Origin of the sequence: Flavobacterium sp. RSSB_23, assembly GCF_051547145.1 — a bacterium.
GTDB lineage: Bacteria > Bacteroidota > Bacteroidia > Flavobacteriales > Flavobacteriaceae > Flavobacterium.
Genome location: NZ_JBPTTO010000002.1, coordinates 585,915 through 610,914 on the forward strand (window position 1 = coordinate 585,915; position 25,000 = coordinate 610,914).

Below are 25,000 nucleotides of genomic sequence, written 5' to 3' on the forward strand. Positions count from 1 at the left end.
ATTATAGACAACTACCCTAATGCAAAAAATCTTTTTCTTTACTCTTTTTTTATTTTTCCAAATAAGTCACGCTCAACATTCTTTGTCAGAAACCGAAAAATTAGCCACTACTGCTAAAGTGTGGGGTTTCTTGAAATACTATCATCCTAACGTGGCTAGCGGAAAGTACGATTGGGACAAAGAATTATTTACTATTCTACCTCAAGTAGAAAAAGCTAAAGACAAAAAAGAGTTTTCTGAAGTTATTGAAAACTGGATTACTTCACTTGGCGAAGTAAAGAAAATTGAACCTATTGCTGTGTCAAATGAAATTAAGTATTTTGATAAAAACTTAAATGCAACTTGGCTAAACAATCCTCATTTTTTTTCAAAATCTCTTTCAAAAAAATTAACCTTCATACTAGAGAATCGATTACAGTCTAATCATTTTTATTATCGAAAAGGAGAGCCTAAACCAGATGCTATTTCTTATGAGTTTAGTAATGAAATAAAATATCCTGAGTACGATTGGAAGGACCGAAAGTTTCGTTTGTTGGCTTTGTTCCGTTATTGGAATTATGTAGAATATTTTTTTCCATATAAATACCTAATGGACCAAAATTGGGATGATGTTCTTTATGAAATGCTCCCGAAATTCAATACTGCTAGTACACAACTTGAGTATCACTTATTAATGAGAGAGCTAGTAATTAAGTTGAATGATTCCCATGCTTTCCTTGGTACAAGAGTAATGGCAGAAAAATTTGGTAGAAAGCAAATACCTGCGAGAGTTAGAGTTGTTGAAGATAAAGTCCTAATTACTCAAGTGTATAGTGATTCTTTAGGTAAAATTAATGACATTAGAGTAGGAGATATCATTACAAAAGTGGGTGGAAAAACAATACCTGAAATTTTAAAGGAATCACGAAAATATTTGGATGGTGGAAATGATGCCGCCCGAATTAATTTTTCTGATTATCATATTTTTAATGGGCATACCGATTCAGTTAAAGTAGAATACAGCAGAGAAGGGGGAGTAGCAGATAAATATTTGTATAGATATCTTATAAAATTCTTTAGGAAAACCAATAAATTACTCGGGAAATGGAAACTTTTAGATAATACTATTGGTTATGTCAATTTAGGAGAAGTATATCCAGAAGACATTCATAATATTATGTCAAAGCTAAAAAGCACTAAAGCTATAGTTTTTGACCTTAGGCTTGGGGCTCACAATACTAATTATATTTTAGCTGAATATTTAAATCCTGAACCCAAAGAATTTGCAAAATTTATCGATCCTGATGTAACGTATCCAGGACGATTTATATGGAGAGAAACTGAAATGTGTGGTAAGACAAATCCTGATTATTATAAGGGAAAAGTCATTGTGTTAGTCAATGAAAATACGGAGAGCCACGGTGAATATTCTGCTATGTGTTTTCAATCGGCTCCAAATGCAACTGTTATAGGAAGTCAAACAGCAGGTGCAGACGGTGGGGTAATTAGGTTTGAAATACTCGAGGGTTTCAATACACAGTTTAGTGGTTTGGGTGTGTTTTATCCAGATGGACGCGAAACACAACGCATTGGGATAGTTCCCGATATCGAGGCAAAACCGACCATCTTGGGTCTTCGTGAAGGTAAGGATGAAGTATTGGAACGTGCAATTCAGTTTATAGAAACAGGGAAGTAATTGGTGTACAACTTTTCTTGGAATCTATTAAAATCTAGTGATGGTTTTGGCGGGTCAATAAATTGCAAAACAATTATGCCACCGCATTCGCCACAATAAACCCGCTAGTCCAAGCATTTTGGAAATTAAAACCACCTGTAATGGCGTCGATGTTGACAATTTCGCCCGCAAAATAAAGGTTGGGATGAATTTTACTTTCCATGGTTTTAAAGTTGATTTCCTTTAAATCAATACCGCCAGCTGTAACGAATTCTTCCTTAAAAGTGCTTTTACCATTGATTTGGAAAACACCATTGGTGAGTTGTTGTGCTAAGTTTTGCAATTGGGTTTTGGATAAATCAGCCCATTTGGTTTCAGCATTAATGCCAGCAGCCAGCACCAAACTTTCCCACAAACGATTAGTGAGTTCAAACGGTGATTTTTTGGAGACTGTTTTTTTGGCTTGTTCTTGTTTAAGGGTTTTCAATTGTGCGATGGCTTCCTCGGTATCGATAGTATTAAGCCAATTCACCAAAAGTGTAAATTGATAGTTTTTGTCGTGCAAAATGCGAGCACCCCAAGCAGATAGTTTCAAAATAGCGGGACCACTCATCCCCCAATGGGTAATTAAAAGTGGACCAGTGGCTTCGAGTTTGGTGTCTTTTACTCGCACGGTTACTTTTGCCGAAACGCCTGGCAATTCTTTGATTCGAGGGTCTTTGGTGTTAAAGGTAAATAAAGAGGGCACGGGTGGAATGATGGCGTGGCCAAATTCCTGTAGCATCTCCCAAATTTTTGGGTTACTTCCCGTAGCTAAAATCAATTTCTCGGCTAGATAATTTTGATTTTGGGTATCAATTTTCCAGTAGTTGTCTTTTTTGAATATAGATTGCACACTCTGACCCGTTAGGACTTTGATGCCCAATTTTTGGGTGGCTTTTAGAAAACAGTCAATGATGGTTTGAGAAGAATTCGAAACAGGAAACATTCGGCCATCGTCTTCAATTTTGAGGGCTACGCCGTGGCGTTCAAACCACTCGATGGTGTCTCCAGAGCAAAATTGATGGAAAGGACCTCGCAATTCTTTTTCGCCTCTTGGATAAAATTTTACGAGTTCGTTGGGTTCAAAACAAGCGTGGGTCACATTGCAGCGCCCGCCACCCGAAATGCGTACTTTGCCTAGCACTTCGGCGCCACGTTCTAAAATGGCAACTTTGGCTTTTGGATTTCTTTCTACAATGTTGATGGCAGTAAAAAAACCTGCAGCGCCACCTCCCACAATTAAACAGTCGTACATCATCGTAATCTTTCGGGAAAATTACAAAAAATTCCATCGACACCCAATGCGATTACTTTTTTAATGTCTTCAGGCTCGTTTACGGTGTACGTATTGATTTTAAATCCTTCTTGGTGAATGCGTTTTACATTTTCGGGCGTGAGGGTTTTGAACCAAGGATTGATGGATTGTGCCTTTAATTGATGCGCCATTGGGAGTGCGTCTAGCGGATTTTCTTCTGTTAAGACGTCAATGGCTATTTTGGAATCGAGTTTTCGATAGGTTTCTAATTCGTTCCAAAGGAAACTGGAGATGATAAAATCAGAAGTTTTCCAGCCTTTTTTGCCAAAAGCAGCAACAATTTTATGTGTAGCTTCGGCGGTATTTTTGCCTTTTAATTCGATATTCAAAGGTACTTTTCGGTCGATGGTGGTGATGATTTCTTCTAGCGTGGGAATGTGATGTCCGCCTTTTACGATTACTTTTTGCAAGGCTTCGAAAGAGTAGTCTTCTATCGGACCTTTTGCATTGGTAAGACTATCCAAAATATCGTCGTGAAATACCATAACTTCTCCTGTTTTGATGACAAACACATCAATTTCGATGCGGTCGACGCCCATCGCTAATGCTTTTTTAATCGCGGCAACGGTGTTTTGGGTTTCGTGTCCCATAGCGCCTCTATGGCCTATGTTGAGTGGTTTGTGCATAGTAGTACAACTGGTTAATCCAATAAAAATAAGCCAAAGATACGGTTGAAGTTTCATTTTTTTTCTTTTGGTCTAAAATAGGAAAAAGCAATTACTTCTTGGTTAAATACGACGTTATCATTGTTTTATGTTTTTTGTGAAATTAACCGCAAGGTTCGCAAAGATTTACGCAAGGAACGCAAAGTACAAAAGCATTGCTTCTTGTTTCTTCGTGGAAAAAAAACCGCAAATTCACAAATTCATTTTCCTAAGTAAGGATTAAAATTTGCGAATTTGCGGTGTTTGAATTCTTATGAAATCTCTATTTTTTAGCTTCTAAAAGCACAAAAGTAAAATTAGAATTGATACTTACTTTTCCATTGGTCACTTTTGCTTCTTGATTAGAATAAGCATCGCGAAGAAGGGTTCCATCTGCGAAAATTGTGCCTACAGGTATTTCTTTGGCTCCAAGATTCACATCTAACGCAATGACCACTTGGTCGGTGAAGTTTCCATTTGAAAAATAACGACTGAAGGTATAAGGAGTAGCCGAGATTTGTTTGTGAACTCCAGCTCCGATTGCAGGATGGTTTTTTCTGAACTGTCCTAGTTTTTGCCAATGCGCCAATGTTTTTTGGGTTTCGGGATTGGTTTTGATGGCTTTCCAGTTCATAAACGAGCGCAAAGTGGCATCGCCTTGTGTACCTTCGATTACCAAGGAACGTCCAGATTCATCACCATAATACACTTGAGAAATTCCTGGAGAAAGCAATAATTTTGTCCCACTTTCGATGGTTTTTTCTCTTTTAGCATCGAATGGACCACCATCGTCATGAGAGGATAAATAATTCAGCACGCTATACCCTTGTAACTCATCGTTTAGCTTTGAAGAGTATTTAGAAAAGATGAATTCATAATCTTTTTGAGCATCCCATTTGAACTCAAAATTAATCATATTGTTGAAACCGTTTTGGTAGTAATTGATTTTTTTGTCTCCAAAATCAAATTCTTGGCCAGCGCTTATTCCGTAGTTATACACCTCGGCTATGGTGTAAAAGGAGTTGTTGTCTAATACTTTTGAGGGGTTGTTTTTCTTCCAAACTCCGAAAGCGTAATTGCATTCTTTTTGGAAGGCTGCCCATACTTTTTCGTCTGTATGTTTTACAGTATCGGCACGGTAACCATCAATTCCAAATTCAACGATATAATCTGTTAACCATTTGATGATGTAGTATTTTGGCGCTCTTGGATAGCCTGTTCTTTTAAAAAAAGCATCTAACGAAGCCATTTCTTTTTCGTAACGGCCTTCTTTTTTCCATTTTTCAATCAAGAAAGGAGGAAGGGCTACTTCTTTCTCGCTTTCGGTTTTTACGTCTGGCAGGTTGGCTACTAGCGTACAAGCGGTAGTTCCTTCGAAAGTTTTGTAATCGCATTGAGGAGATGTTCTTACCCATTCGCTTGGCCATACAGGATCATTGGCTGTTACGGGACCGGTGTGATTGATTACACCGTCTAATACAATTCGGATTCCTTTAGCGTGCGCTTTTTTAACCAATTCTGCTAAGTCTTTTTTAGTACCAAAATTTGGATCTAAAGCCGTCCAATCTTTGGCCCAATACCCGTGGAAACCATAACTTAAACCGGTTCCTTCGTCTACACCATCGTGAATTTGTTCTACAATTGGTGTCAACCAAATGGCATTAATTCCTAGTTTAGTAAAGTAGCCTTCTTCTATTTTTTTGGTGATTCCTTTAATATTTCCTCCCTCAAAACCGCGTAGTTTTCCAGTAGTTTTGGTTCGGTCAAAATAAATTTCTTTCTTATTGTTATCGTCATTAAAACGGTCAGTTAGTAGGAAATACAAATTGGCACCTTCCCAAACAAAGGGAGTAGTTTCTTTTTTTGGAGAACCCTTTTTTTGAGCATTAGTATATCCGCAGAATAATGAGGATAGGGCGAGTGTTATGGCTAAAGCTTGTTTTTTCATTTTTTATTGAATTTGAATGATGGTTGATTTGTCTTTGGTTACAGGAATCGAAACAGTGATGGTGTTCGATTCTTTTGTAAATGGTGTTACGACTCCGTTTACTTTTATTTGAGTGGTAGTAGTAGCGTTGTGCAACACCAGATTCGCTTTTTTGTCTTTTGAACTATAGGCTTTTCCAACTTGTGTTGCAATTGTAATGGTAGTCACTTTGTCTTTAGAATTGGCTTTGAAATGGAGTATTTCATAATTCCCTTTTTCATAAGCATTCGCCGTTAATCCGTCGTCGTTGTAGAGCTTGCCTTCGCTGTTTGGTGTTTTCTCATCCACAAAATAATGCAAGTCAAAAGCGTCTAAACTATATTTTGTGGTATTTTGAATGGTTTTAATCCTTGGAATAAAAGCGCCTCCACGAACAAAAACAGGGATATGATCTGTTGCAGTAGCTACTTCGGCAAAAGAACCTCCTATGTATTTGCTGTCGTTGTAAAAATCGAACCAATTGTTGTTTTTTGGAAAGTACACCGTAGCCGATGTTTTTCCAGCATCCGTTATGGGTTGAACTAAGAAATCATTCCCCCACAAATACGTGTTAGCTGTAGTTTGTAATTGTTGATTTTCGGGTTCTTCAAAGAATAAAGGACGCATCAAAGGGGTACCTTTTTGGTTATTCTCGAAAGCCAAAGAGTAATTGTAAGGTAGCAATTGGTATCTCAATTCTACTTGTTTTTTGGCATTAGCTTTGGTTACAATATCTTTAAAAACAGGTTCAGAAGCCACATCTTCTTGCGCGTGAGGTCTGAAAATAGGTTGAAAAACGCCGTACTGTAGCCATCTAGTATACAATTCATTGTCAAAATAATCGCCTGCAAAACCGCCTAAATCCGAGTGCATATAACCCATTCCTTGCATTCCCATTTGTAAAGAAATTTCGGTTTGCGGTTTTAATCCACCCCAAGTTCGGCTTACATCGCCAGACCAAGGCATCATACCAAAACGTTGTGAACCTGAATATCCGGCACGCATTAAGATAAAAGGTCTAGTGTTAGAGAACTCTTTTTGATACCCTTCTGCAATGAGTTGCGCCCAATTGTGTCCGTAAATATTATGAACTTCATCTGCAGTTCCGCCACTTGTAATTGCGGCAGAAGGGAAAACTTCGGGTTCGCCCAAATCGCCCCACAAACCACCAACACCTTGGTTGATTAACGTTTTGTATATATTCCAAAACCATTGTTTGCCATCTGTTTTAAAAATATCGACTATTCCGGTATTGCCAAAATAGAAATCATAAGTAAACGGCTTTCCATCTTTGTCAACGGCTAAGACTTTTTTGTCTGTTGCTTCTTTCCACTTTGACGAAGTCGTTAAAATAAATGGTTCGGTTATCACTACTGTTTTAACGCCTTTTTTATTTAAATCGTCCATCATTTTAGCCGGATTAGGAAAATTGTCTTTGTCCCAATCTAAATTTCCCATCGTTCCTTGCACGGTTTTTCCAAACCAATATAAGTCTAATATTATGGCGTCTACAGGAATTTCGTCTTTGATGTATTTGTCGATGGTTTTATTAACTTCAGCTTCGGTATGGTAACCAAAACGGCTAGAAAAATTACCCAAAGTCCAACGAGCAGGTAATGGTTGTTTTCCTGTCAAGTTGGTGTAGTTGTCAATCAAATCTATCCAATTGTCCCCTGCAATTACTTGATAGGTTTTTCTTCCAGAAATGGTTTCGTAAGCTAGAGTGTTGTTTTTTTGGCTGTCCAAATCCAAATAGCCGATTGGGGCATTGTCAAAATGAACCGCATAGATTTTGGATGATAGAACTAAAGGCATAGTGAAATTCATCAATTCAGAACGCGTTTCATATCCATAATGCGCTCTGTTGTACAACTGAAGGCGATTGCCACGACGGTTCATTCCCAGAACTCTTGCGCCACCTCCGTATAATACTTCGGTAGCGTCTAAGTTGAAATCTAGAATTTCATTGTTTTCTTTTTTGAAATAGCCTGTTTTTTCCGAAATCAGTTCTTTGTTTTTGTACAAGTAGCTTATCTTAAAAGGCGTTTTTTCAATAACGACCACAATACCAGTAGTTGCCATTTGAATGGAAGTTGGAGTTGTGGTAATTTTGAGGTTGACCTTTTGGGGCGATGCCACTACGGCGTGTGATTTGGAATTGGCTTTTTCTCCATTTGGAACAAATGAAGTGGAAATGATCTTGTCTGAATACGGTTGAAAAGTGTACACACCATCTGAGGTAGTAACTTCAAGAGATTGATTGGTTTTTTTGAAACTTTCAAACTTTCGATTAGCATTTTGTGCCAATGCTAGTGAGCTGAATAACAGAAATATGATTATTTTTCTCATTTTTTTAAATTTTAAACCCTTTCAAAGCGGACTTTGAAAGGGTTATTATTATTAGGTGAATTGAATTAGTTGGGTTGAACCACTACTTCTTTTCCGTTGACAAATACGGTCAACGCTTTGTCTCCTTCTAATGAAAACTTGGTTTCATTATGAGTGACTTCCATTTTAAGTATTTGGTGTCTAAAGTTGATTTTAAACGAATACCCTTCCCATTCTTTTGGAATCTTAGGAGCAAAGTGTAAAGTGTCTTCTTTTACACGCATTCCACCAAAACCTTCAACAATACTCATCCATGTTCCTGCCATAGAGGTAATGTGACAACCTTCTTCTACTTCTTTGTTGTAGTCATCTAAATCAAGACGAGAAGTTCTTAGGTAGAAAGTATAAGCCATATCCATTTTGTCTAATTTAGCCGCTTGGATAGAGTGAACGCATGGCGAAAGCGAACTTTCGTGAACCGTAAATGATTCGTAGAATTCAAAATTCTTTCTTAACTCTTCTGTAGTAAAATGATCTTCGAAGAAATAGAATCCTTGAAGTACGTCCGCTTGTTTGATGTATGGCGAACGTAATACTCTATCCCAAGACCATTTTTGATTAATTGGTCGTTGCGATTTGTCTAGGTCTTTTACAGGAACCAAATCCTTGTCTAAGAAGCCATCTTGTTGCAAGTAGATTCCCAATTCTTCTGATTTTGGGAAATACATGTTACCAGCAACTTTTTTCCAATCTTGCAATTCCGCATCTGAAAGGGCTACCTTCTCAATCACACGTTTGTGGTCTGATGGGTACTCAGTGGCTACTTTTTGAATTTGTTCGTAGGTGTAATCAATACACCATTTAGCAATATAATTGGTGTAGAAGTTATTATTGATGTTGTTCTCGTATTCGTTAGGTCCAGTTACTCCTAGAATAACGAATTGGTTTTTGTCTTTAGAGAACGAGGCTCTTTGGTGCCAAAAACGTGCGATACCAATTAATACTTCTAATCCTTTTTCTGGGATATAAGAATAATCTCCAGTATATCTGTAATAGTTAAATATAGCAAAAGCGATGGCTCCATTACGGTGAATTTCTTCGTGTGTAATTTCCCATTCGTTATGGCATTCTTCACCATTCATAGTAACCATTGGATACAAGGCAGCACCGTTTTTGAATCCTAAATTGTCTTTAGCATTTTCAATGGCTTTGTCCAATTGGTTGTAACGATACGTTAATAAGTTACGCGCAACTTCTTGGTCTTTGGTTGCCATGTAAAACGGAATACAATACGCTTCAGTATCCCAATACGTTGATCCACCATATTTTTCTCCGGTAAATCCTTTTGGACCAATATTTAGTCGAGAATCTTTACCTAAGTAGGTTTGATTCAGTTGGAAAATATTGAAACGAATCCCTTGTTGTGCTTTTACATCTCCTGCAATGGTAATATCTGACATTTCCCAGATTTTTGCCCAAGCATCTTTTTGTTCTTCTAATAAAGTCTCATATCCTTTTGCTAATGCTTCGTGAATGATTTTTTCAGCAGCAGATTGTGTGTTTTTATGATTTAAGGAAACAGCATATCCTCCAATTTTTTGAATAGATGATACAGTACCTTTAGCTACAATAGTCTCATAAGTATATTGTACTTTATCAGTACCAGATTCTATTGATGTTGGAGATATGTGAGATGCTACACCATTAATTAAAACAGTGTTATGCATAAAAGTCGTTACTTTAAAATGTGTCTTGAAGGTTTGCGCAGTAATAAAAGCTTCATTTGCTGCTTTTTTTACTTCTAAAGGCTCCCAGAATTTTTCTTCCCAGTTGGTGTCTTCGTTGGTAATTCCTGCGTCTATGTAGGGTTTGTAAACAATTTTTGCGTCTTTGTTTAACGGTGTAATTTCATAATTAATAAATCCAACTTCGTCTAGAGTAATACTCAAAAAGCGGCGAACATTTACTGCAATTTCAGTACCATTAGCTAAAGTTGCTTCAAAAGAACGGTTGTACCAACCTTCTTTCATATTCAATTCTCTTTTGAAATTTTTTACTTGAGTGCAAGTAAACAAATCAAAATTTTCACCATTAACTTCAATGTCAATTCCAATCCAATTGGGTGCATTCAATACTTTTGCAAAATATTTTGGATACCCATTTTTCCACCATCCTACTTTTGTTTTGTCTGGATAGTATATACCTGCTATGTAGCTTCCTTGAAAAGTTGGGCCAGAATAGCTTTCCTCAAAATTGGCTCTTTGTCCCATTGCGCCATTTCCTATACTGAAAAGACTTTCCGACGACTTAACTCTTTCTACATCAAATTCTTCTTCAATGATGGACCAATTGTCTGGTTTTATATAATCTTGGTTCATTTTTTTTAATTTATTTTAATTTCTATAATTACTAGACTTTTCAAAAGTCAAAAGGATTTTTTATTTTTCGATTAATTCATTCAAAAATGAAGTACCAATGAAGGTGAAATCTTTGAAATTATGTTGTGCTTCATGAAGAACAGTAGCATCACCGATTCCGATACTAGTCATATTTGCAATATTTGCAGCCTGAATTCCAGCTACAGAATCTTCAAAAACGATAGCGTCATTTGGAGAAGTATTTAATTGTTGCGCTGCAATCAAAAAGACTTCTGGATCTGGTTTTGCGTTCGAAACATCATTGCCATCAACTATGGCATCAAAATAAGATAGAATGCCTGTTTTTTCTAAGATAGGTCTAGCGTTTTTACTTGCAGAACCTAGCGCGATAAGTTGTTCGTTTGCTTTTAAATAGTCTAAGACAGGTAAAACTCCCGGAAGAATTTCACTTTGATCCATATCTACAAGATAGGACAAGTATTCCTCATTTTTTTGAACTAACCATTGGTCTTTTTGTTCTTGAGAAGCTTCAACACTTCCAAGTTCTAGAATAATGTCTAATGAACGTACACGGCTAACTCCTTTTAATAGTTCATTGTGTTCATGCGTAAATTCGATATCTAGGCTGTCTGCAATTTTCTTCCAAGCCAAATAATGGTATTTTGCAGTGTCTACTATAACACCATCTAAATCGAAAATAAATCCTTTTTTCTTTTTCATTTTAAAATAATTTTATTGGTTGGTTGTTTTTTCTTTAATGAAAATAACACCCAAACCAGCAATCAACATTGAAGCACCAGCAATAACGATTATAGCCATTGGGAAACCGCCAAAAAGAGCGATTAAAGTACTTCCTAATAATCCAGCAGCAATCTGTGGCAAAGTAATAGTGGCATTGAATAAGCCCATGTAAACTCCCATTTTGTCAGCAGGTAACGAACCGGACAACATTGCATAAGGCATAGCTAAAATAGCTGCCCAAGCAAATCCTACACCAATCATAGATAAGAGTAAGAGATTTTTATCTTCTATTAAAAACATGGATATTAATCCTAAACCTCCCATCAATAATGAGAAAGAGTAGGTTTTTTTACGACCAATAGATTTTGCAATAGATGGAATAAGTAGCGAATAAATAGCGGCAACTGCGCTGTAAAAAGCAAATAAAACTCCTGTCCAATCTCCAGCTTCATTAAATCCTATCGATTTAGCATCGAGTGCATCTGGTCCCCAAACTTGATTAGCAATGGCTCTTGTGGTATATACCCACATTAAGAACAAGGCAAACCATGAAAAGAATTGAACGAATCCAAGTTGCCAAAAGATTTTTGGAGCAGTAGTTATTAATGTAATGATGTTTGTTTTTTCTTTTTTAACTTCAGCGTCTAAATCAATTTTGTTATAAAGTGCATGCTCTTTTGGTGCGTATTCCTTTGTTTTGAACACGGTCCATAGTACGCTTAATAATAAGATTCCGCCTCCAATATAAAAAGACCAAATTACTGAATCTGCTACCTTTTCTCCAGGTGCAGGAACATTTGCAATACCAGATTTAGTCAAAATCCATGGTAGTAATGATCCAAAAACGGCTCCAAAATTAATTAAAGCACTTTGTAGTGAGTAGCCTAAGTTGCGTTGGTCGTCATTGACCATATCTCCAACTAAAGCTCTAAAGGGTTGCATGGTCACATTAAAGGAAGTGTCCATTAACAACAACATTAATCCGCCAAAAAATAACGGTGGTAATAAATAGGCAAAATACTCAGCATTAGGCATAAAAAACATAGCAAGTGCCGATACTATTGCTCCAAAAAATATAAATGGGATTCTTCGTCCAAGTCTTGTCCAAGTTTTATCACTTGAAAGGCCAATAATAGGTTGTACAATTAATCCCGCAAGAGGTGCTGCTAACCAAAAGTATCCAATACTGTGGACATCTGCTCCTAAAGCTTCTAGAATTCTGCTGGTATTTCCGTTTTGTAGTGAATAACCAATTTGTACTCCTAAAAATCCAAAACTTAGATTCCAAATTTGCCAAAAACTTAATTTTGGTTTTTCTATATGATCCATATTATAAAGTTTAAATATTACAAACACTTATGTTTGTTGATGTCTAATGCTGTGTTGTACAAAAATATTCCAGTTATAAATCTAGATTAAGAGAAAGAATTTTTGCTATTGCATTTCATTTTTAATGGATTGCTTAATTTCAATAAAAGCTAAAAATCTATTTTTTACAGATTATAGCGTTGTTAAAAATTAAGAGTTGCCATTAGAATTAATACACATATCAAATGAATATTCTCTAACTCATTTAAATAGATGTTCTTTCTTAATTCGTTAGAATCGTGAAAGTTACAAAAAAAATAAATTTGTTTTGCTTGTGTAAGCAAGGTTTGGTTGATTATGGAAAGTACAGCGAACATTTTGTTATGAAAAAAACAAAAAGTTAGCGTAAGTAGAAAATAACAAAACTTTGCTTGATTTTCGAAGTAAAAAAAAAGTTTTGACTTGTGTAAATATAGAGAATTATTTACTTGAGGATTTACTTCTCAAGTAAATAATTAGTACTCCAACGTTTTTTGTTGATAAATCATCAAATTAATCAGTAGATTCTCTTTCGATTAAATGGGTTTCAATGATTTCAGTTTTGTAGATTTCTTCATCGTTATCATCTTCTTCAGATTCTAATCTTGCTATAAGAATTTCTGCTGCTTTTTTGCCCATTTTAATACCACTTTGACTAACAGTAGTAATGGTTGGAGTGGAATATTTTGATATGATACCATCAGTGAATGCAATTATTGCAAGATCTTTGGGTACATTCAAATTCATTTTGTGAGCTGTTTTTAGAATTGTAACGGCAAAAAGTTCATTAACCGCAAATACCGCATCTATAACTTTATCTGCTAATAATTTGCTAATAGTAATTTCGCAAGTGTCTACATCTTCGATTTTAATGATAAGGTTTTCGTCAAAAGTAATGTTGTTGTCTTGTAAAGCTTTGATGTAACCGTCGGTTCTTAGTTTGCCTACACTTACATAATCTACAGTAGTTACTAATGCGATTTTTTTTCTTCCTTGATTAATTAGGTACTGTACTGCTTCGTAGGCTGCTTTTTTATCGTCAATAATTACTTTGTCGCAGTTTACTTCATCGGTTATTCTGTCAAACATTACAACTGGCATTCCTTGGTCGATTACTTCGGTAATGTGGTGGAAATCTTTTTTGTATTGCGTTTCTTTAGATAAAGACATAATAAAGCCATCTGTACTTCCATGTGCCAAAAGTTCCATATTCATTACTTCTTTATCAAACGAGTCATCCGATAAACAAATAATTACACTATATCCTTTTTCGTTGGCAACTTGTTCGATTCCATTAATAACAGTAGAAAAGAAATAATGTACAATTTCTGGAATAATGATGCCAATTGTTTTGGTTCTTCTGTTTTTTAAGCTAAGTGCTATGTTGTTGGGTTTGTAATTATAGAACTTGGCAAAAGCTTGCACTTTGAGGCGTGTTTCTTCGCCAATCTCTAAGCTGTTACGTAGTGATTTTGAAACAGTTGAAATGGAGACATCTAGTTCCTTGGCAATTTGCTTTAATGTTACTTTTTTCTTCATTTTAGTTCTTTGTAAAAAAAGAGTATCGTATTTCTTGCGATATTTTTTTTTGATTCTGGCAATTTTTAGTTAAAAATAATAAATAAACCTCAAAGTTTTCAACACTATCACGTTTTCGTAAACCAAACTGATTTTTGTCATGTCAGCGATATTAATATTATGTTAATTTTGAAATTCGAAGTAAAACAAAAGCTTAACTAAAAACCAAAATTAAACATTAATTTAAACAAAAAGTATGAAAACAATTTATAAAAAGTTGTTATTTTTATTGCTACTCCTACCATTCAGCATTCTGGCTCAGAATACTGTTACGGGGTCTGTTGTTGAAAAAGCAACAGGACAACCAATACCAGGAGCCAATGTAAATATACAAGGAGCAGCAAATGGTGTATCTACCGATTTTGATGGTAAATATAAATTATCCAATGTTAAAAAAGGGGATAAAATTGTATTTTCTTTCATAGGATTAAGAACGGTTACTTTAACGTATGATGGGCAAGCAACATTAAATGCTTCCTTAGACGAGGATTCAAATGAGTTGAAAGAAGTGGTAGTTCAAGTAGGATACGGTTCTGTTAAAAAGAAAGATGCGACAGGATCTGTAGCGATATTAGGAGCTAAAGATTTCAACAAGGGCGCAATCGTTTCCGTTGACCAATTATTATCTGGTAAAGCAGCGGGTGTTCGTATCACTAACAATGGTGGGCAACCTGATTCTGCACCAAACATCAGGATTCGTGGTGGTGCTTCATTAAATGCTTCGAATGATCCATTAATCATTATTGATGGTGTGCCAATTAGTAACGAAAACCCAGCAGGAGTTAGTAACCCATTGTCATTGGTGAATCCAAATGATGTGGAAAGTTTCTCTATCTTGAAAGATGCATCGGCTACTGCTATTTATGGGGTACGTGCTTCTAATGGGGTTATCATCATTACTACTAAAAAAGGTACTTCTGGAGCTCCTCAATTTAACTACTCTGCAAACGTATCTGTTGGTCAGGTTGGAAAGAAAATCAACGTAATGAATTCTTCTGATTTCGTTCGATTCATTCAACAATACCATCCTACAAGAACTAAAGATTTAGGTATTGATGATCCATCAAATACTTTGGTTGATGATCCTGCTACTCCAGAAGTTGAAGGACGTATTTTGGCTAATACAGATTGGCAAGACCAAGTATATAGAACAGCAATTTCAACTGATCATAACTTTAGCGCAAGAGCTAATTTGTACAACAAAATTCCTTTCAGAGCCTCTGTTGGATACAACAATACTCAAGGTCTTGTTAAAAACAATGATTTTGAAAGATACAGTTATTCTCTAAAAATGACTCCAAAATTTTTAAACGATGATTTAAAAATTGACTTCAATGCTAAAGGAACAATTACAACTAAAAACTCTGTTGATGAAGGTGGAGCTATTGGTGGAGCTGTAGCAATGGATCCAACAAAACCAGTATATGATAGCAATAGTATTTTTGGTGGGTTTTATCAAAATACAGATTTGAATGGTAATAGAAATCTATTGGAAGGTGCTACAAATCCATTAGCATTATTGGAACAAAGAACAAGACCAGAAAGAGCGATTCGTTTTCTAGGTAACATTGAGTTGGATTATAAAATGCCTTTTTTAAAGGATTTAAGAGCCATTGTTAACTTAGGTTTAGATGCTTCTCAGGCAAGAATTAGAGAGGTGTTTACTGACAATGCTATTGCTACTTATCAATTTAACCAAGGAACAGATCCAGCTACTAACTATGTTTTTAACCCAGGTGAAAACTATTTAGAGAATCAAACCTCTACTAACCAAACTATGGATGCTTATTTAGTATACAACAAAGCACTAACTGGTTTTATTACAAGAGTTGACGTTCAAGGTGGATATACTTATCAAAATTTTAAAGTGGATGGTAATAGTGATAGATACCAATATAATATTAATACTGGATTAAGAGAAATTCTTTTTAACCCTAATAATCCAAACAATAGATATTACAGCCCACTTAATTTACAAGCTTATTTTGGAAGAGCAAATTTTGATATTCTTGATAAGTATTTAGTGACAGCGACATTCAGAGCAGATGGTTCTTCATTGTTTCAAAAAGATCAAAGATGGGGGTATTTCCCAGCTGTGGGTGTGGCATGGAAAATGAAAGAAGAGTCTTTCTTGAAAGAATCCAATTTTGTTCAAAATCTTAAATTACGTTTAGGTTGGGGTAAAACAGGACAACAAAACATTACTGGTTCTGTTGGCTATTTTCCATCAAGACCGTTTTTCCAAATTGGTGATCCAAATAGCCAGTATTTACCTGGGTTAAACACTTATGCAGCTTTAGCATTTAATCCTAACATTACTTGGGAAAAAACAGATAATTACAATATAGGTTTGGATTTTGAATTGTTCAAAGATGGTATTCTTTCAGGTGCAGTTGACGTTTACCAACGTAATACAAACGATTTATTAGCTGTAGTGCCTGTTCCTTCTGGGCAAGGTTTGTCAAGTACTTTTATTGATAACGTAGGGTCTATTGAAAGCAAAGGTTTTGAAGCGAATGTTGATATCAAAGCCGTTCAAACAGAAGATTTCAAATTCTCTCTAGGAGCTAATATTGCGTATAACTATTCTGAAGTAAGTGATTTAAAAGGAATTTCTTCAGTTCAAGCTTCTGAGAGTGGATTACCTACTGGAACGGGTAAGTTTTTAGCCCTTCACAAAGTGGGAGAACAACCTTATTCTGCTTGGGTTTTCAAACAAATTTATGATGCTCAAGGGCAGCCAATTCCGGGTGCTTTTGTGGATTTGAATGGTGATAACAAAATTAGTAATGAGGATAGATATTTTAAAGCATTACGACCAAATTGGACTTATGGTTTTACTACAAATTTCAACTACAAAAATTGGGATTTAGTAGCTAACTTTAGAGGTCAACTTGGAGGTCAGGTGTACAATTCTAGACAAATCACCACTGGTTTTACAGATAGAGCTATACAAGGAACAACTAGTGGATTGAATAATGTGCTTAATTTTTATGATGGAACAGCTAATCCTTTATACCAAAACTTTAATGGTAATGATGAGTTCTCAGATCATTTATTAGAAGATGCAACATTCTTGCGTTTGGATAACGTAACTTTAGGTTACAAGTTCAATAAATTTGTACGTAGTTCATCATTAAGAGTGTATGGATCTGTTAATAACGTGTTTGTATTGACTAAATATTCTGGACAAGATCCAGAGAATTTTAATGCAATTGATAATAACTTTTACCCAAGACCAAGAACGTATACGTTTGGTTTGAGTCTTGATTTTTAATTCATTTTAAGAAATATGAAAAATTTAAAATTATGTTTAGTAGGATTAGGTATAATGCTACTATCCTTAAATAGCTGTTCTGATGATCTTGATACAAAGCCAAAAGTACAATTGGATCTTGAGCAATTGTTACAAAAAGATCCTAACGCTATTAATGGGTTAATGTCAAAAATGTATGGAGCTTTTGCTTTATCAGGCCCTAGTGGTCCTGGAAGTACTGATTTAGGTGCGGGAGATGACCCAGGTGAATCACCTTTCCTAAGAGGAATTATTAATTTACAGGAGTTTACAGCCGATGGTATGAAGAACCGTTGGGGAGACAATGGTTTGGATCAATTGACTACAACTTCTAATTGGGACGAGAACAATAAGTTTTTTAAATACTTATACAATCGTGTTTATTTCGTGATTCCTCAGGCCAACAATTTGATCAATGTAATGAATTCTGTAGACGTTCCTAATAAAGAGCAGTATATTAGTGAGCTACGTTTTTTACGTTCTTTGGCTTATTATTATATGATTGATTGTTTTGGTAAAGGAGTTATTGCAACAGAAAAAGATTTAGGTAGTGCGGTTCCTATTAAGGAATCTACTAGAAAAGAAATGTTTGAGTACGTTGAGAAGGAGCTTTTGGATATCGAATCAAAAATACCGCTTCAAAACGATTATGGTAGAGCATCTAAGTCGGCTGTAAGAATGCTTTTAGCAAAATTGTATTTGAATGCTGAAGTATATACAGGTACTCCAAAGTATAATGAGGCATTGGCTTATACAAATAAGATAATTACTGAAGGAGGTTTTACTTTAGCTCCTAATTTCGTTAGCTTGTTTTCAGGTGATAATGACAAAACAGCTGCTAAAAATGAGATTATTTACGCATTAATTGCTGACCCTATTGTGAGCCAAAGTTATGGTAACGCCACTTACATTGTAAATGGTAGTTTAAGTAATGAAACGATGACTCTTACAGATTTTGGAGCAAGAGATGGATGGCAAGGGCACAGAGCAACAAAAGCTTGGTATGGTTTGTTTGGTAATTCTGCCTCAGCTATAGCTTCATCTCAAGATGATAGAGCAAAATTGTTCTGGACTTCAGGGCATAATTTTGAAATGGATGATTACAAAAAATGGGTGGATGGGTATCCAAGTGTGAAATTTAGAAATTCAAATTTCCAAGGGTCAACTACACCAACTAGTTTTTCAAATGTTGATTTCCCTTTATTTAGATTGGCTGATGTATATTTAATGTATGCGGAGTGCGTGTTACGAGGTGCTACAGGTGGTACAGCTGCACAAGCTTTAGAGTATGTTAATAAAGTTAGAACTCGTGCAAATGCAACTCCAATAACTGCCTCTGGTTTAACTTTGAATTTTATCATTGATGAAAGAGCAAGAGAGCTTAATCTTGAAGGTCATAGAAGATCAGATTTGATTCGTTTTGGACGTTTTACAGGTGGAAGTTATTTGTGGCCATGGAAAGGTGGTTCAGTAGATGGTAATGCCATTCCTGACACTTATAAATTGTTCCCAATTCCTTTGAGCGCTTTACAATCTAACCCTAACTTGACCCAAAATCCAGGGTATTAATTTTTAATCTAAACGACATGAAAAATATCTTAAAATCTGCAATATTTGCCTTAATGCTTGTTGTATTAGGCTCTTGTGAAAATGATATTGAAGCGGTAGCGACCAACCAAGCAGGGCCACAGCTTTTAACTCCTGTTTCTGGAGTAGAGCTTGAACTTCTAGAGGTCAACCAAGATAATGTAGCTACTACTTTAGTGTGGGATTATACTGACTTTGGAGTTGATGCTGCTGCTACATATACTGTAGAAATTGCACAAGCTGGTACTAATTTTCAAACACCAATCCCAGCAGGCACCACTACTGAACGATATATATCTTGGACAGTAAAAGCCTTGAGTGAATTGTTGGTTGATAATGGTTTTGCCCCAGATGTTCAGTCTTCAATTGATGTTAGAGTAGTAGCGAAGTTGGGTACCTCCACAAATGCTTTGATACAATATTCTAATATTGTTACTTTAAAAGTAACTCCTTATTCGCCAGCGGTTGCTAATAACTGTCCAAATCAGTTTGCTGTTGGTGCAGGTATTCCTTCAGCAGGTTGGGGATGGAGTTCTCCTTTGACAATGCTTTGTAATGATAATGTTCTTGTGGCAACAACTAGTTTAATCAATGACACTTTTAGATTCTTTACGGTTAATGCCGATTGGGGATCTGGAAGAAACTATCCTTGGTACGTAAGTGAAGGTTATAAAATTAGTTCATCATTAACAAATGCATTGGATGGTGATAGTAATTTTAGATTTACTGGGACTCCTGGTGTTTATAGAATTAAAGTTGACGGTGTTAATAAAACGATTACTGTGGCACAAGGTGAAACATCTGCTAGTTCATATTGGTTAGTTGGTGAAGCTACTCCAGGTGGATGGACTTGGGAAAACAATAGTGAAACTGAATTACCTTTGATTTCTGATGGAATATATGAAATACCTGTTGTTTTGAATAAAGACAAGGCTTTTAGAGTATTCCTAGGGAACAATGGAACCAATGATGGTAATTGGGATGCAAGTAAAAACTATCCTGCTTTTGCAAATGACGGTTATACTATTACACCTGAGCTTGTAAATGCTGAAGATGGCGATAAAAATTTCAAATACACTGGAGAAACAGGATTGAGACTTTTAAAAATTAATACTATTGCAAAAACCATAACATTAGATTAATTTATCATATCATTCATAAAAGGGTTGTCTCTATGGCAACCCTTTTTTTCATTAATTTTTTATAAATTTAAATAGGATGAGAAAAATTTTACTTTTAGGGATTCTTTTATGGGGATGTATTGTTTTTGGTCAACAACAAACAGTTACTCATACCATTGCTCCCGCTACTTTTGAAGAAACAACATCGATTACAGTTACTGTTAATGGGTCTAGCATTAATGAGGCCACTTGGGGAGTAACAGGGAATGCTCTGTATATTTGGGCATGGTCCTATGATATTAATGATACGAATGAAAGGGATTGTCCGACCAATGGAACTTGGGCGAGTTCTAACGAAGCAAATCGTTTTACTTACAATTCATCATCGGATACCTATACTATAACTTTTGTTCCTAGCACATTTTTTAATCGAGTTGGGTTAGGAAGGTTTGGTTTTTTGATTAAAGCTAAGAACGGAACTGGCGACAAAAAATCACAAAATATTTTGACTGAAGTTGGTTCTTTTCAAGTTACATTGAATACTCCCGCTCAAAACAGTACTACTATTTTAGCCTCTGGAGGTAGTTTGAATATAACAGCATCAAATACCAATGGTGTTGCGAATTACAATTTAAAATCCAATGGAACTTCTATCAATACTGCAACAGCTACAGCTAGTTATGCATTTAATCATACCAATATTACTGGTAATCAAAATTATGAATTAGAAGTAACGCAAGGAACAACTACTATTGTAAAGAAGTTCACCGCTGTAGTGAGTCCAACAGTGGTTTCTGAAACGATTCCAGCAGGTTTAGTAGATGGGATTAACTATAATCCAAACGATGCTACTAAAGCTACTTTGGTATTGGATGCTCCATTAAAAGATTTTGTATATGTAGCAGGAAGTTTTAATAATTGGCAACCTACTGCAGCTTATGCAATGAAAAAAGATGCTACGGCCGGATCAACAAAATTCTGGTTAGAATTAACTGGACTTACTGCAGGAACCAATTATACCTACCAATATTGGGTGGTTGATCAAACCCCTTTGGCTGGTTCACCAAGTTTGGTAAAAGCTGCAGACCCTTATTCAACTTTGGTCTTGTCACCTTATGATGATGGTGGGATTCCAGCGGCTTCTTTTCCTAATTTACCAGCTTATCCTTCTGGACAAGAAAGAGAGGTTACTTGGTTTAAAACCGGACAAACACCCTATGCTTGGAGTCAAGCAACCTTAAATTTTGTGAAACCAGCTAAAGAAAAATTAGTGGTTTATGAAGTGTTGGTTCGTGACTTTGACGCCAGAAGAAATTACCAAGATTTAATCGATAAAATTGATTATTTCAAGAACTTAAAGGTAAATGCCATTCAATTAATGCCTGTAATGGAATTTGAAGGCAACGAAAGTTGGGGGTATAATACTTCATTCCATATGGCTTTAGATAAATTCTATGGAACACCTGAGAAGTTAAAAGAGCTTATTGATTTGTATCATCAGAACGGAATTGCCGTAATTTTAGATGTGGCCTTAAATCATGCTTTTGGAAGAAATCCAATGGTTCGTATGTGGATGAATGATTCTGATGGCGATGGATTTGGTTCGCCAACTACCGAAAATCCATATTTTAATACGGTGGCTAGACACAGTTACAGTGTAGGTGAAGATTTTAATCATCAGCAAGTGCGCACTAAAAACTATGTTAAACGTGTAATTAAGCAGTGGGTTGAGGAGTTTAAAATTGATGGTTTCCGTTGGGATTTAACCAAAGGATTTACCCAAAATGCACAAGGATCAGATGTACAAACGGATGCTTATCAGCAAGATCGTGTTGATGTCTTGAAAGAGTATGCGGATTATTCTTGGTCTTTGGATCCTACTCATTATGTAATTTTTGAACATTTAGGTACAGATGCTGAAGAGAGAGAATGGGCCAATTATCGTGTTAATGATCCAATAAGCAAAGGAATCATGATGTGGGGTAAAATGACAGACAATTATAACGAATTGACTATGGGTTGGCCTAATAGTAATATATCGAGAATGTCTAGTGCTAGTAGAGGTTTTACAGCGCAACGATTGATTGGGTACGCCGAAAGTCACGACGAAGAGCGCTTGATGTACAAAAATTTGCAGTTTGGAAATAGTACCAATAGTGCCCATAATGTAAAAACACTTGCCACTTCGTTGTCTAGAATGTCTGCTTTAGGCGCAGTATCTTTATTGGTTCCTGGACCAAAGATGATTTGGCATTTTGGAGAACTAGGATGGGAGCAGTCAATCTTTACTTGTAATAATGGGACTGTAAATGATCAGTCAGCTACTATTGTTGGAGATTGTAAGTTAGATACCAAGCCTCAACCTCAATGGACAGGGAATTGGTTAGGAAATACTAATCGTAGCAAGATTTATAACGACTGGGCTAAAATGATTACTTTAAAAATCAATGAGCCTGTATTTTTAGGCAATGTAACGATTTCTAGTACAAATAGCGTTACACCAAATATTAAGATTGCTAATTCTGCGCTAGCTAGTACAGTGTTAAAAGACGTGTTGATTATTTCAAATTTTGATGTGGTAGCACGAAATGTAGCAACAGGATTTCCTTATGCAGGGACTTGGTATAATTTAATGGATAATACTACTTTAAATGTTACGGATGTGAATCAAACTATTAATTTGCAACCTGGAGAGTATAGAATTTTAGGTAACAAAACAGCTACTTTAGCTATTGCTGATTTTGAAAAAGAAGCTACTATTAAATTGTATCCTAATCCATCTTCAAATTATTTTACTCTAAGTGTAGAGACAACAAAAGTTGAAATATATTCTATAACAGGTCAAAAAGTTAAGCAATTTGACGCCATTAAATCTGTTGATCAACAATTTAATATTAGTGATTTAAGTAAAGGTTTGTATTTAGTAAAAGCTTACAATGATAAAAACCAGACGCAAGTATTGAAAATGATTAAGGAGTAAATCTAGTATTGTGCATTAATGCACTTTGCTTATTGAATCGTTTCCTTTTGAACGGTTTTACTAGATATAAAAAAGGCTGTTTCTTTCATTTAGAAACAGCCTTTTTTTTAAATTTTGCCTTCTTTTATTTCGTTGACAATTTCAGGGTTTAGCAGTGTAGAAGTGTCTCCAAAATTAGAGAAATCCCCTTCGGCAATCTTTCGAAGAATTCGACGCATTATCTTTCCGGAACGTGTTTTTGGTAGCCCTGTTACAAACTGTATTTTATCCAGTTTGGCAATGGGTCCAATGTGGTCCGAAATGTATTGGTTGATCTCTTTGCTCACGTTTTCACGAACGCGATATTCTCCTGTTTCTTTTAAGATTACAAAACCATACAAAGCATTCCCTTTTATATCGTGTGGAAATCCTACGATTGCAGATTCAGCTACGGCAGGATGCTCATTGATGGCATCTTCGATAGGGGCAGTACCCAGGTTATGACCTGATACAATCACCACATCATCTACTCGTCCTGTGATTCGATAATAACCTACTTCATCTCGCAACGCCCCGTCTCCGGTAAAGTATTTTCCTGGAAAAGCGGAGAAATAGGTTTCTTTATACCGTTGATGATCGCCCCAAATAGTTCGAGCTATACTTGGCCATGGATATTTAATGCACAAACTACCAACAATTTGGTTGTCTTCGATTTCGTTTCTTTTTTCATTCATCAGTACAGGTTGTATTCCAGGAAGCGGAAGCGATGCGTAAGTTGGTTTTGTTGGGGTTATAAATGCTAGAGGCGAAATAAGAATACCTCCTGTTTCTGTTTGCCACCAAGTATCGACTACAGGGCAACGTTTCCCGCCAACATGATCATTATACCAATGCCAAGCTTCTTCGTTGATAGGCTCTCCTACTGAACCAATTACTTTTAAAGAGGCTAACGGGTATTTTTGAACGTATTCCAAACTCTCTTTTGCCAAAGCACGAATAGCAGTTGGTGCAGTATAAAAATGGGTCACACTATGTTTTTCAATCGTTTCCCAGAATCGGCTAAAGTTGGGATAGGATGGTATACCTTCAAATAGTACTGTTGTTGCACCGTTCAATAAAGGGCCATAAAGAATATAAGAATGTCCGGTAATCCAACCAATATCAGCAGTACACCAAAACACATCATTTTCTTGGTAATTGAATACATTTTTAAAGGTGTAAGCAGTATAGACCATATAGCCTGCTGTAGTATGCACCATTCCTTTTGGTTTTCCAGTTGAACCCGATGTATATAATATAAATAAAGGATCCTCTGCATCCATTATTTCTGCAACATGGTTGTTTGAAGCTAGGTCTAGTAGAGGTTGTAACCAAAAGTCACGTCCTTCTTGCATAGAAACGATAGTATTGGTTCGTTTGGCCACTAATACTTGTTGTACTGAAGGGCATTTCTTTAAAGCCTCATCTATGATGCCTTTGAGGTCGATTGTTTTATTACCACGGTACCCTCCATCTGAAGTAATCACCATTTTGCATTCACTATCATTAATTCTTGCAGCAACAGCGGAGTCTGAGAAACCGGCGAATACGACCGAATGAATGGCTCCAATTCTTGCGCAGGCTAATATTGAAACGGCTAATTCTGGAATCATAGGTAGGTAGATACAAACCCGATCTCCTTTTTGAATACCGTTATTTTGCAACACATTTGCCATTTTGTTGACCCTTTCGGAAAGGTCATTGTAGGTAATGTGGTCTGCCTTCTCATTGGGGTCGTTTGTTTCAAAAATAATGGCAGTACGCCCTCCATTTTTAGCTAAATGTCGGTCAATACAATTTTTGGTAATATTTACTTTAGCATTTACAAACCATTTTATTTTGGCTTCGGCCATATTAAAGTCAATTACTTTATCCCATTCTTGATACCATACAAAGTTTTCTGAGGCTACTTTATCCCAGAATTTTTTTGGCTCACGAATTGATTTTTTATAATGCTTAAAGTATTCTTCGAGTGTGTTGATTTTGAAATAGCTCATAATTGTTTT

General features: G+C 35.9%; 14 protein-coding genes. 5 read left to right on the forward strand and 9 right to left on the reverse strand.

Annotated elements, in window-relative coordinates; translation table 11 throughout:
* Window positions 1-19 precede the first annotated feature (19 nt).
* A complete protein-coding gene (locus ACSVH9_RS06065; protein WP_438062923.1) occupies window positions 20-1,675 on the forward strand; it encodes a S41 family peptidase in 1,656 nt (551 codons plus the stop codon).
* 73 nt (window positions 1,676-1,748) lie between these two features.
* Here ACSVH9_RS06065 and ACSVH9_RS06070 read toward each other — a convergent pair whose 3' ends face one another.
* The 8 genes from ACSVH9_RS06070 to ACSVH9_RS06105 form a co-directional block, all read right to left on the reverse strand.
* Window positions 1,749-2,954, reverse strand: coding sequence for an NAD(P)/FAD-dependent oxidoreductase (locus ACSVH9_RS06070; protein WP_438062924.1), 1,206 nt, complete (start codon window positions 2,952-2,954; stop codon window positions 1,749-1,751).
* Window positions 2,951-3,694 (reverse strand): glycerophosphodiester phosphodiesterase, encoded by a 744-nt coding sequence (locus ACSVH9_RS06075; protein WP_438062925.1) that lies wholly within the window; start codon window positions 3,692-3,694, stop codon window positions 2,951-2,953. The genes ACSVH9_RS06070 and ACSVH9_RS06075 overlap by 4 nt, the downstream gene beginning before the upstream one ends.
* 244 nt (window positions 3,695-3,938) lie before the next feature.
* Window positions 3,939-5,603 carry an alpha-amylase family glycosyl hydrolase gene (locus ACSVH9_RS06080; RefSeq protein ID WP_438062926.1) on the reverse strand — a complete coding sequence of 555 codons (1,665 nt, stop codon included), beginning with the start codon at window positions 5,601-5,603 and terminating at the stop codon, window positions 3,939-3,941.
* Between the two features lie 3 nt (window positions 5,604-5,606).
* A complete protein-coding gene (locus ACSVH9_RS06085; RefSeq protein ID WP_438062927.1) occupies window positions 5,607-7,970 on the reverse strand; it encodes a TIM-barrel domain-containing protein in 2,364 nt (787 codons plus the stop codon).
* A 65-nt stretch (window positions 7,971-8,035) separates the two neighbouring features.
* On the reverse strand, window positions 8,036-10,327 hold the full coding sequence (locus tag ACSVH9_RS06090; RefSeq protein ID WP_438062928.1) for a glycoside hydrolase family 65 protein: 2,292 nt from the start codon (window positions 10,325-10,327) through the stop codon (window positions 8,036-8,038).
* 60 nt (window positions 10,328-10,387) lie between these two features.
* On the reverse strand, window positions 10,388-11,047 hold the full coding sequence (gene pgmB, locus ACSVH9_RS06095; protein WP_438062929.1) for a beta-phosphoglucomutase: 660 nt from the start codon (window positions 11,045-11,047) through the stop codon (window positions 10,388-10,390).
* Window positions 11,048-11,059: 12 nt separating this feature from the next.
* Window positions 11,060-12,397 carry an MFS transporter gene (locus ACSVH9_RS06100; protein WP_438062930.1) on the reverse strand — a complete coding sequence of 446 codons (1,338 nt, stop codon included), beginning with the start codon at window positions 12,395-12,397 and terminating at the stop codon, window positions 11,060-11,062.
* 531 nt (window positions 12,398-12,928) lie between these two features.
* Complete coding sequence (locus tag ACSVH9_RS06105; protein ID WP_438062931.1) at window positions 12,929-13,954, reverse strand: LacI family DNA-binding transcriptional regulator; 1,026 nt, start codon at window positions 13,952-13,954, stop codon at window positions 12,929-12,931.
* A gap of 235 nt (window positions 13,955-14,189) precedes the next feature.
* On the opposite strand from ACSVH9_RS06105, the gene ACSVH9_RS06110 reads away from it, so the two are divergent.
* The 4 genes from ACSVH9_RS06110 to ACSVH9_RS06125 all read left to right on the forward strand — a co-directional run bounded on the left by ACSVH9_RS06110 (window position 14,190) and on the right by ACSVH9_RS06125 (window position 22,976).
* The gene (locus tag ACSVH9_RS06110; RefSeq protein WP_438062932.1) at window positions 14,190-17,270 is read left to right on the forward strand and encodes a SusC/RagA family TonB-linked outer membrane protein; all 3,081 of its coding nucleotides are present in this window, start codon (window positions 14,190-14,192) and stop codon (window positions 17,268-17,270) included.
* A 15-nt stretch (window positions 17,271-17,285) separates the two neighbouring features.
* A complete protein-coding gene (locus ACSVH9_RS06115) occupies window positions 17,286-18,857 on the forward strand; it encodes a RagB/SusD family nutrient uptake outer membrane protein (RefSeq protein WP_438062933.1) in 1,572 nt (523 codons plus the stop codon).
* Window positions 18,858-18,874: 17 nt separating this feature from the next.
* The gene (locus ACSVH9_RS06120; protein ID WP_438062934.1) at window positions 18,875-20,017 is read left to right on the forward strand and encodes a SusE domain-containing protein; all 1,143 of its coding nucleotides are present in this window, start codon (window positions 18,875-18,877) and stop codon (window positions 20,015-20,017) included.
* Window positions 20,018-20,093: 76 nt separating this feature from the next.
* Entirely contained in the window at window positions 20,094-22,976 is a 2,883-nt protein-coding gene (locus ACSVH9_RS06125; protein ID WP_438062935.1) for an alpha-amylase family glycosyl hydrolase, read from the forward strand.
* Between the two features lie 107 nt (window positions 22,977-23,083).
* On the opposite strand, the gene acs is transcribed toward ACSVH9_RS06125, so the two are convergent.
* The gene (gene acs, locus ACSVH9_RS06130; protein ID WP_438062936.1) at window positions 23,084-24,991 is read right to left on the reverse strand and encodes an acetate--CoA ligase; all 1,908 of its coding nucleotides are present in this window, start codon (window positions 24,989-24,991) and stop codon (window positions 23,084-23,086) included.
* Between the last annotated feature and the right edge of the window lie 9 nt (window positions 24,992-25,000).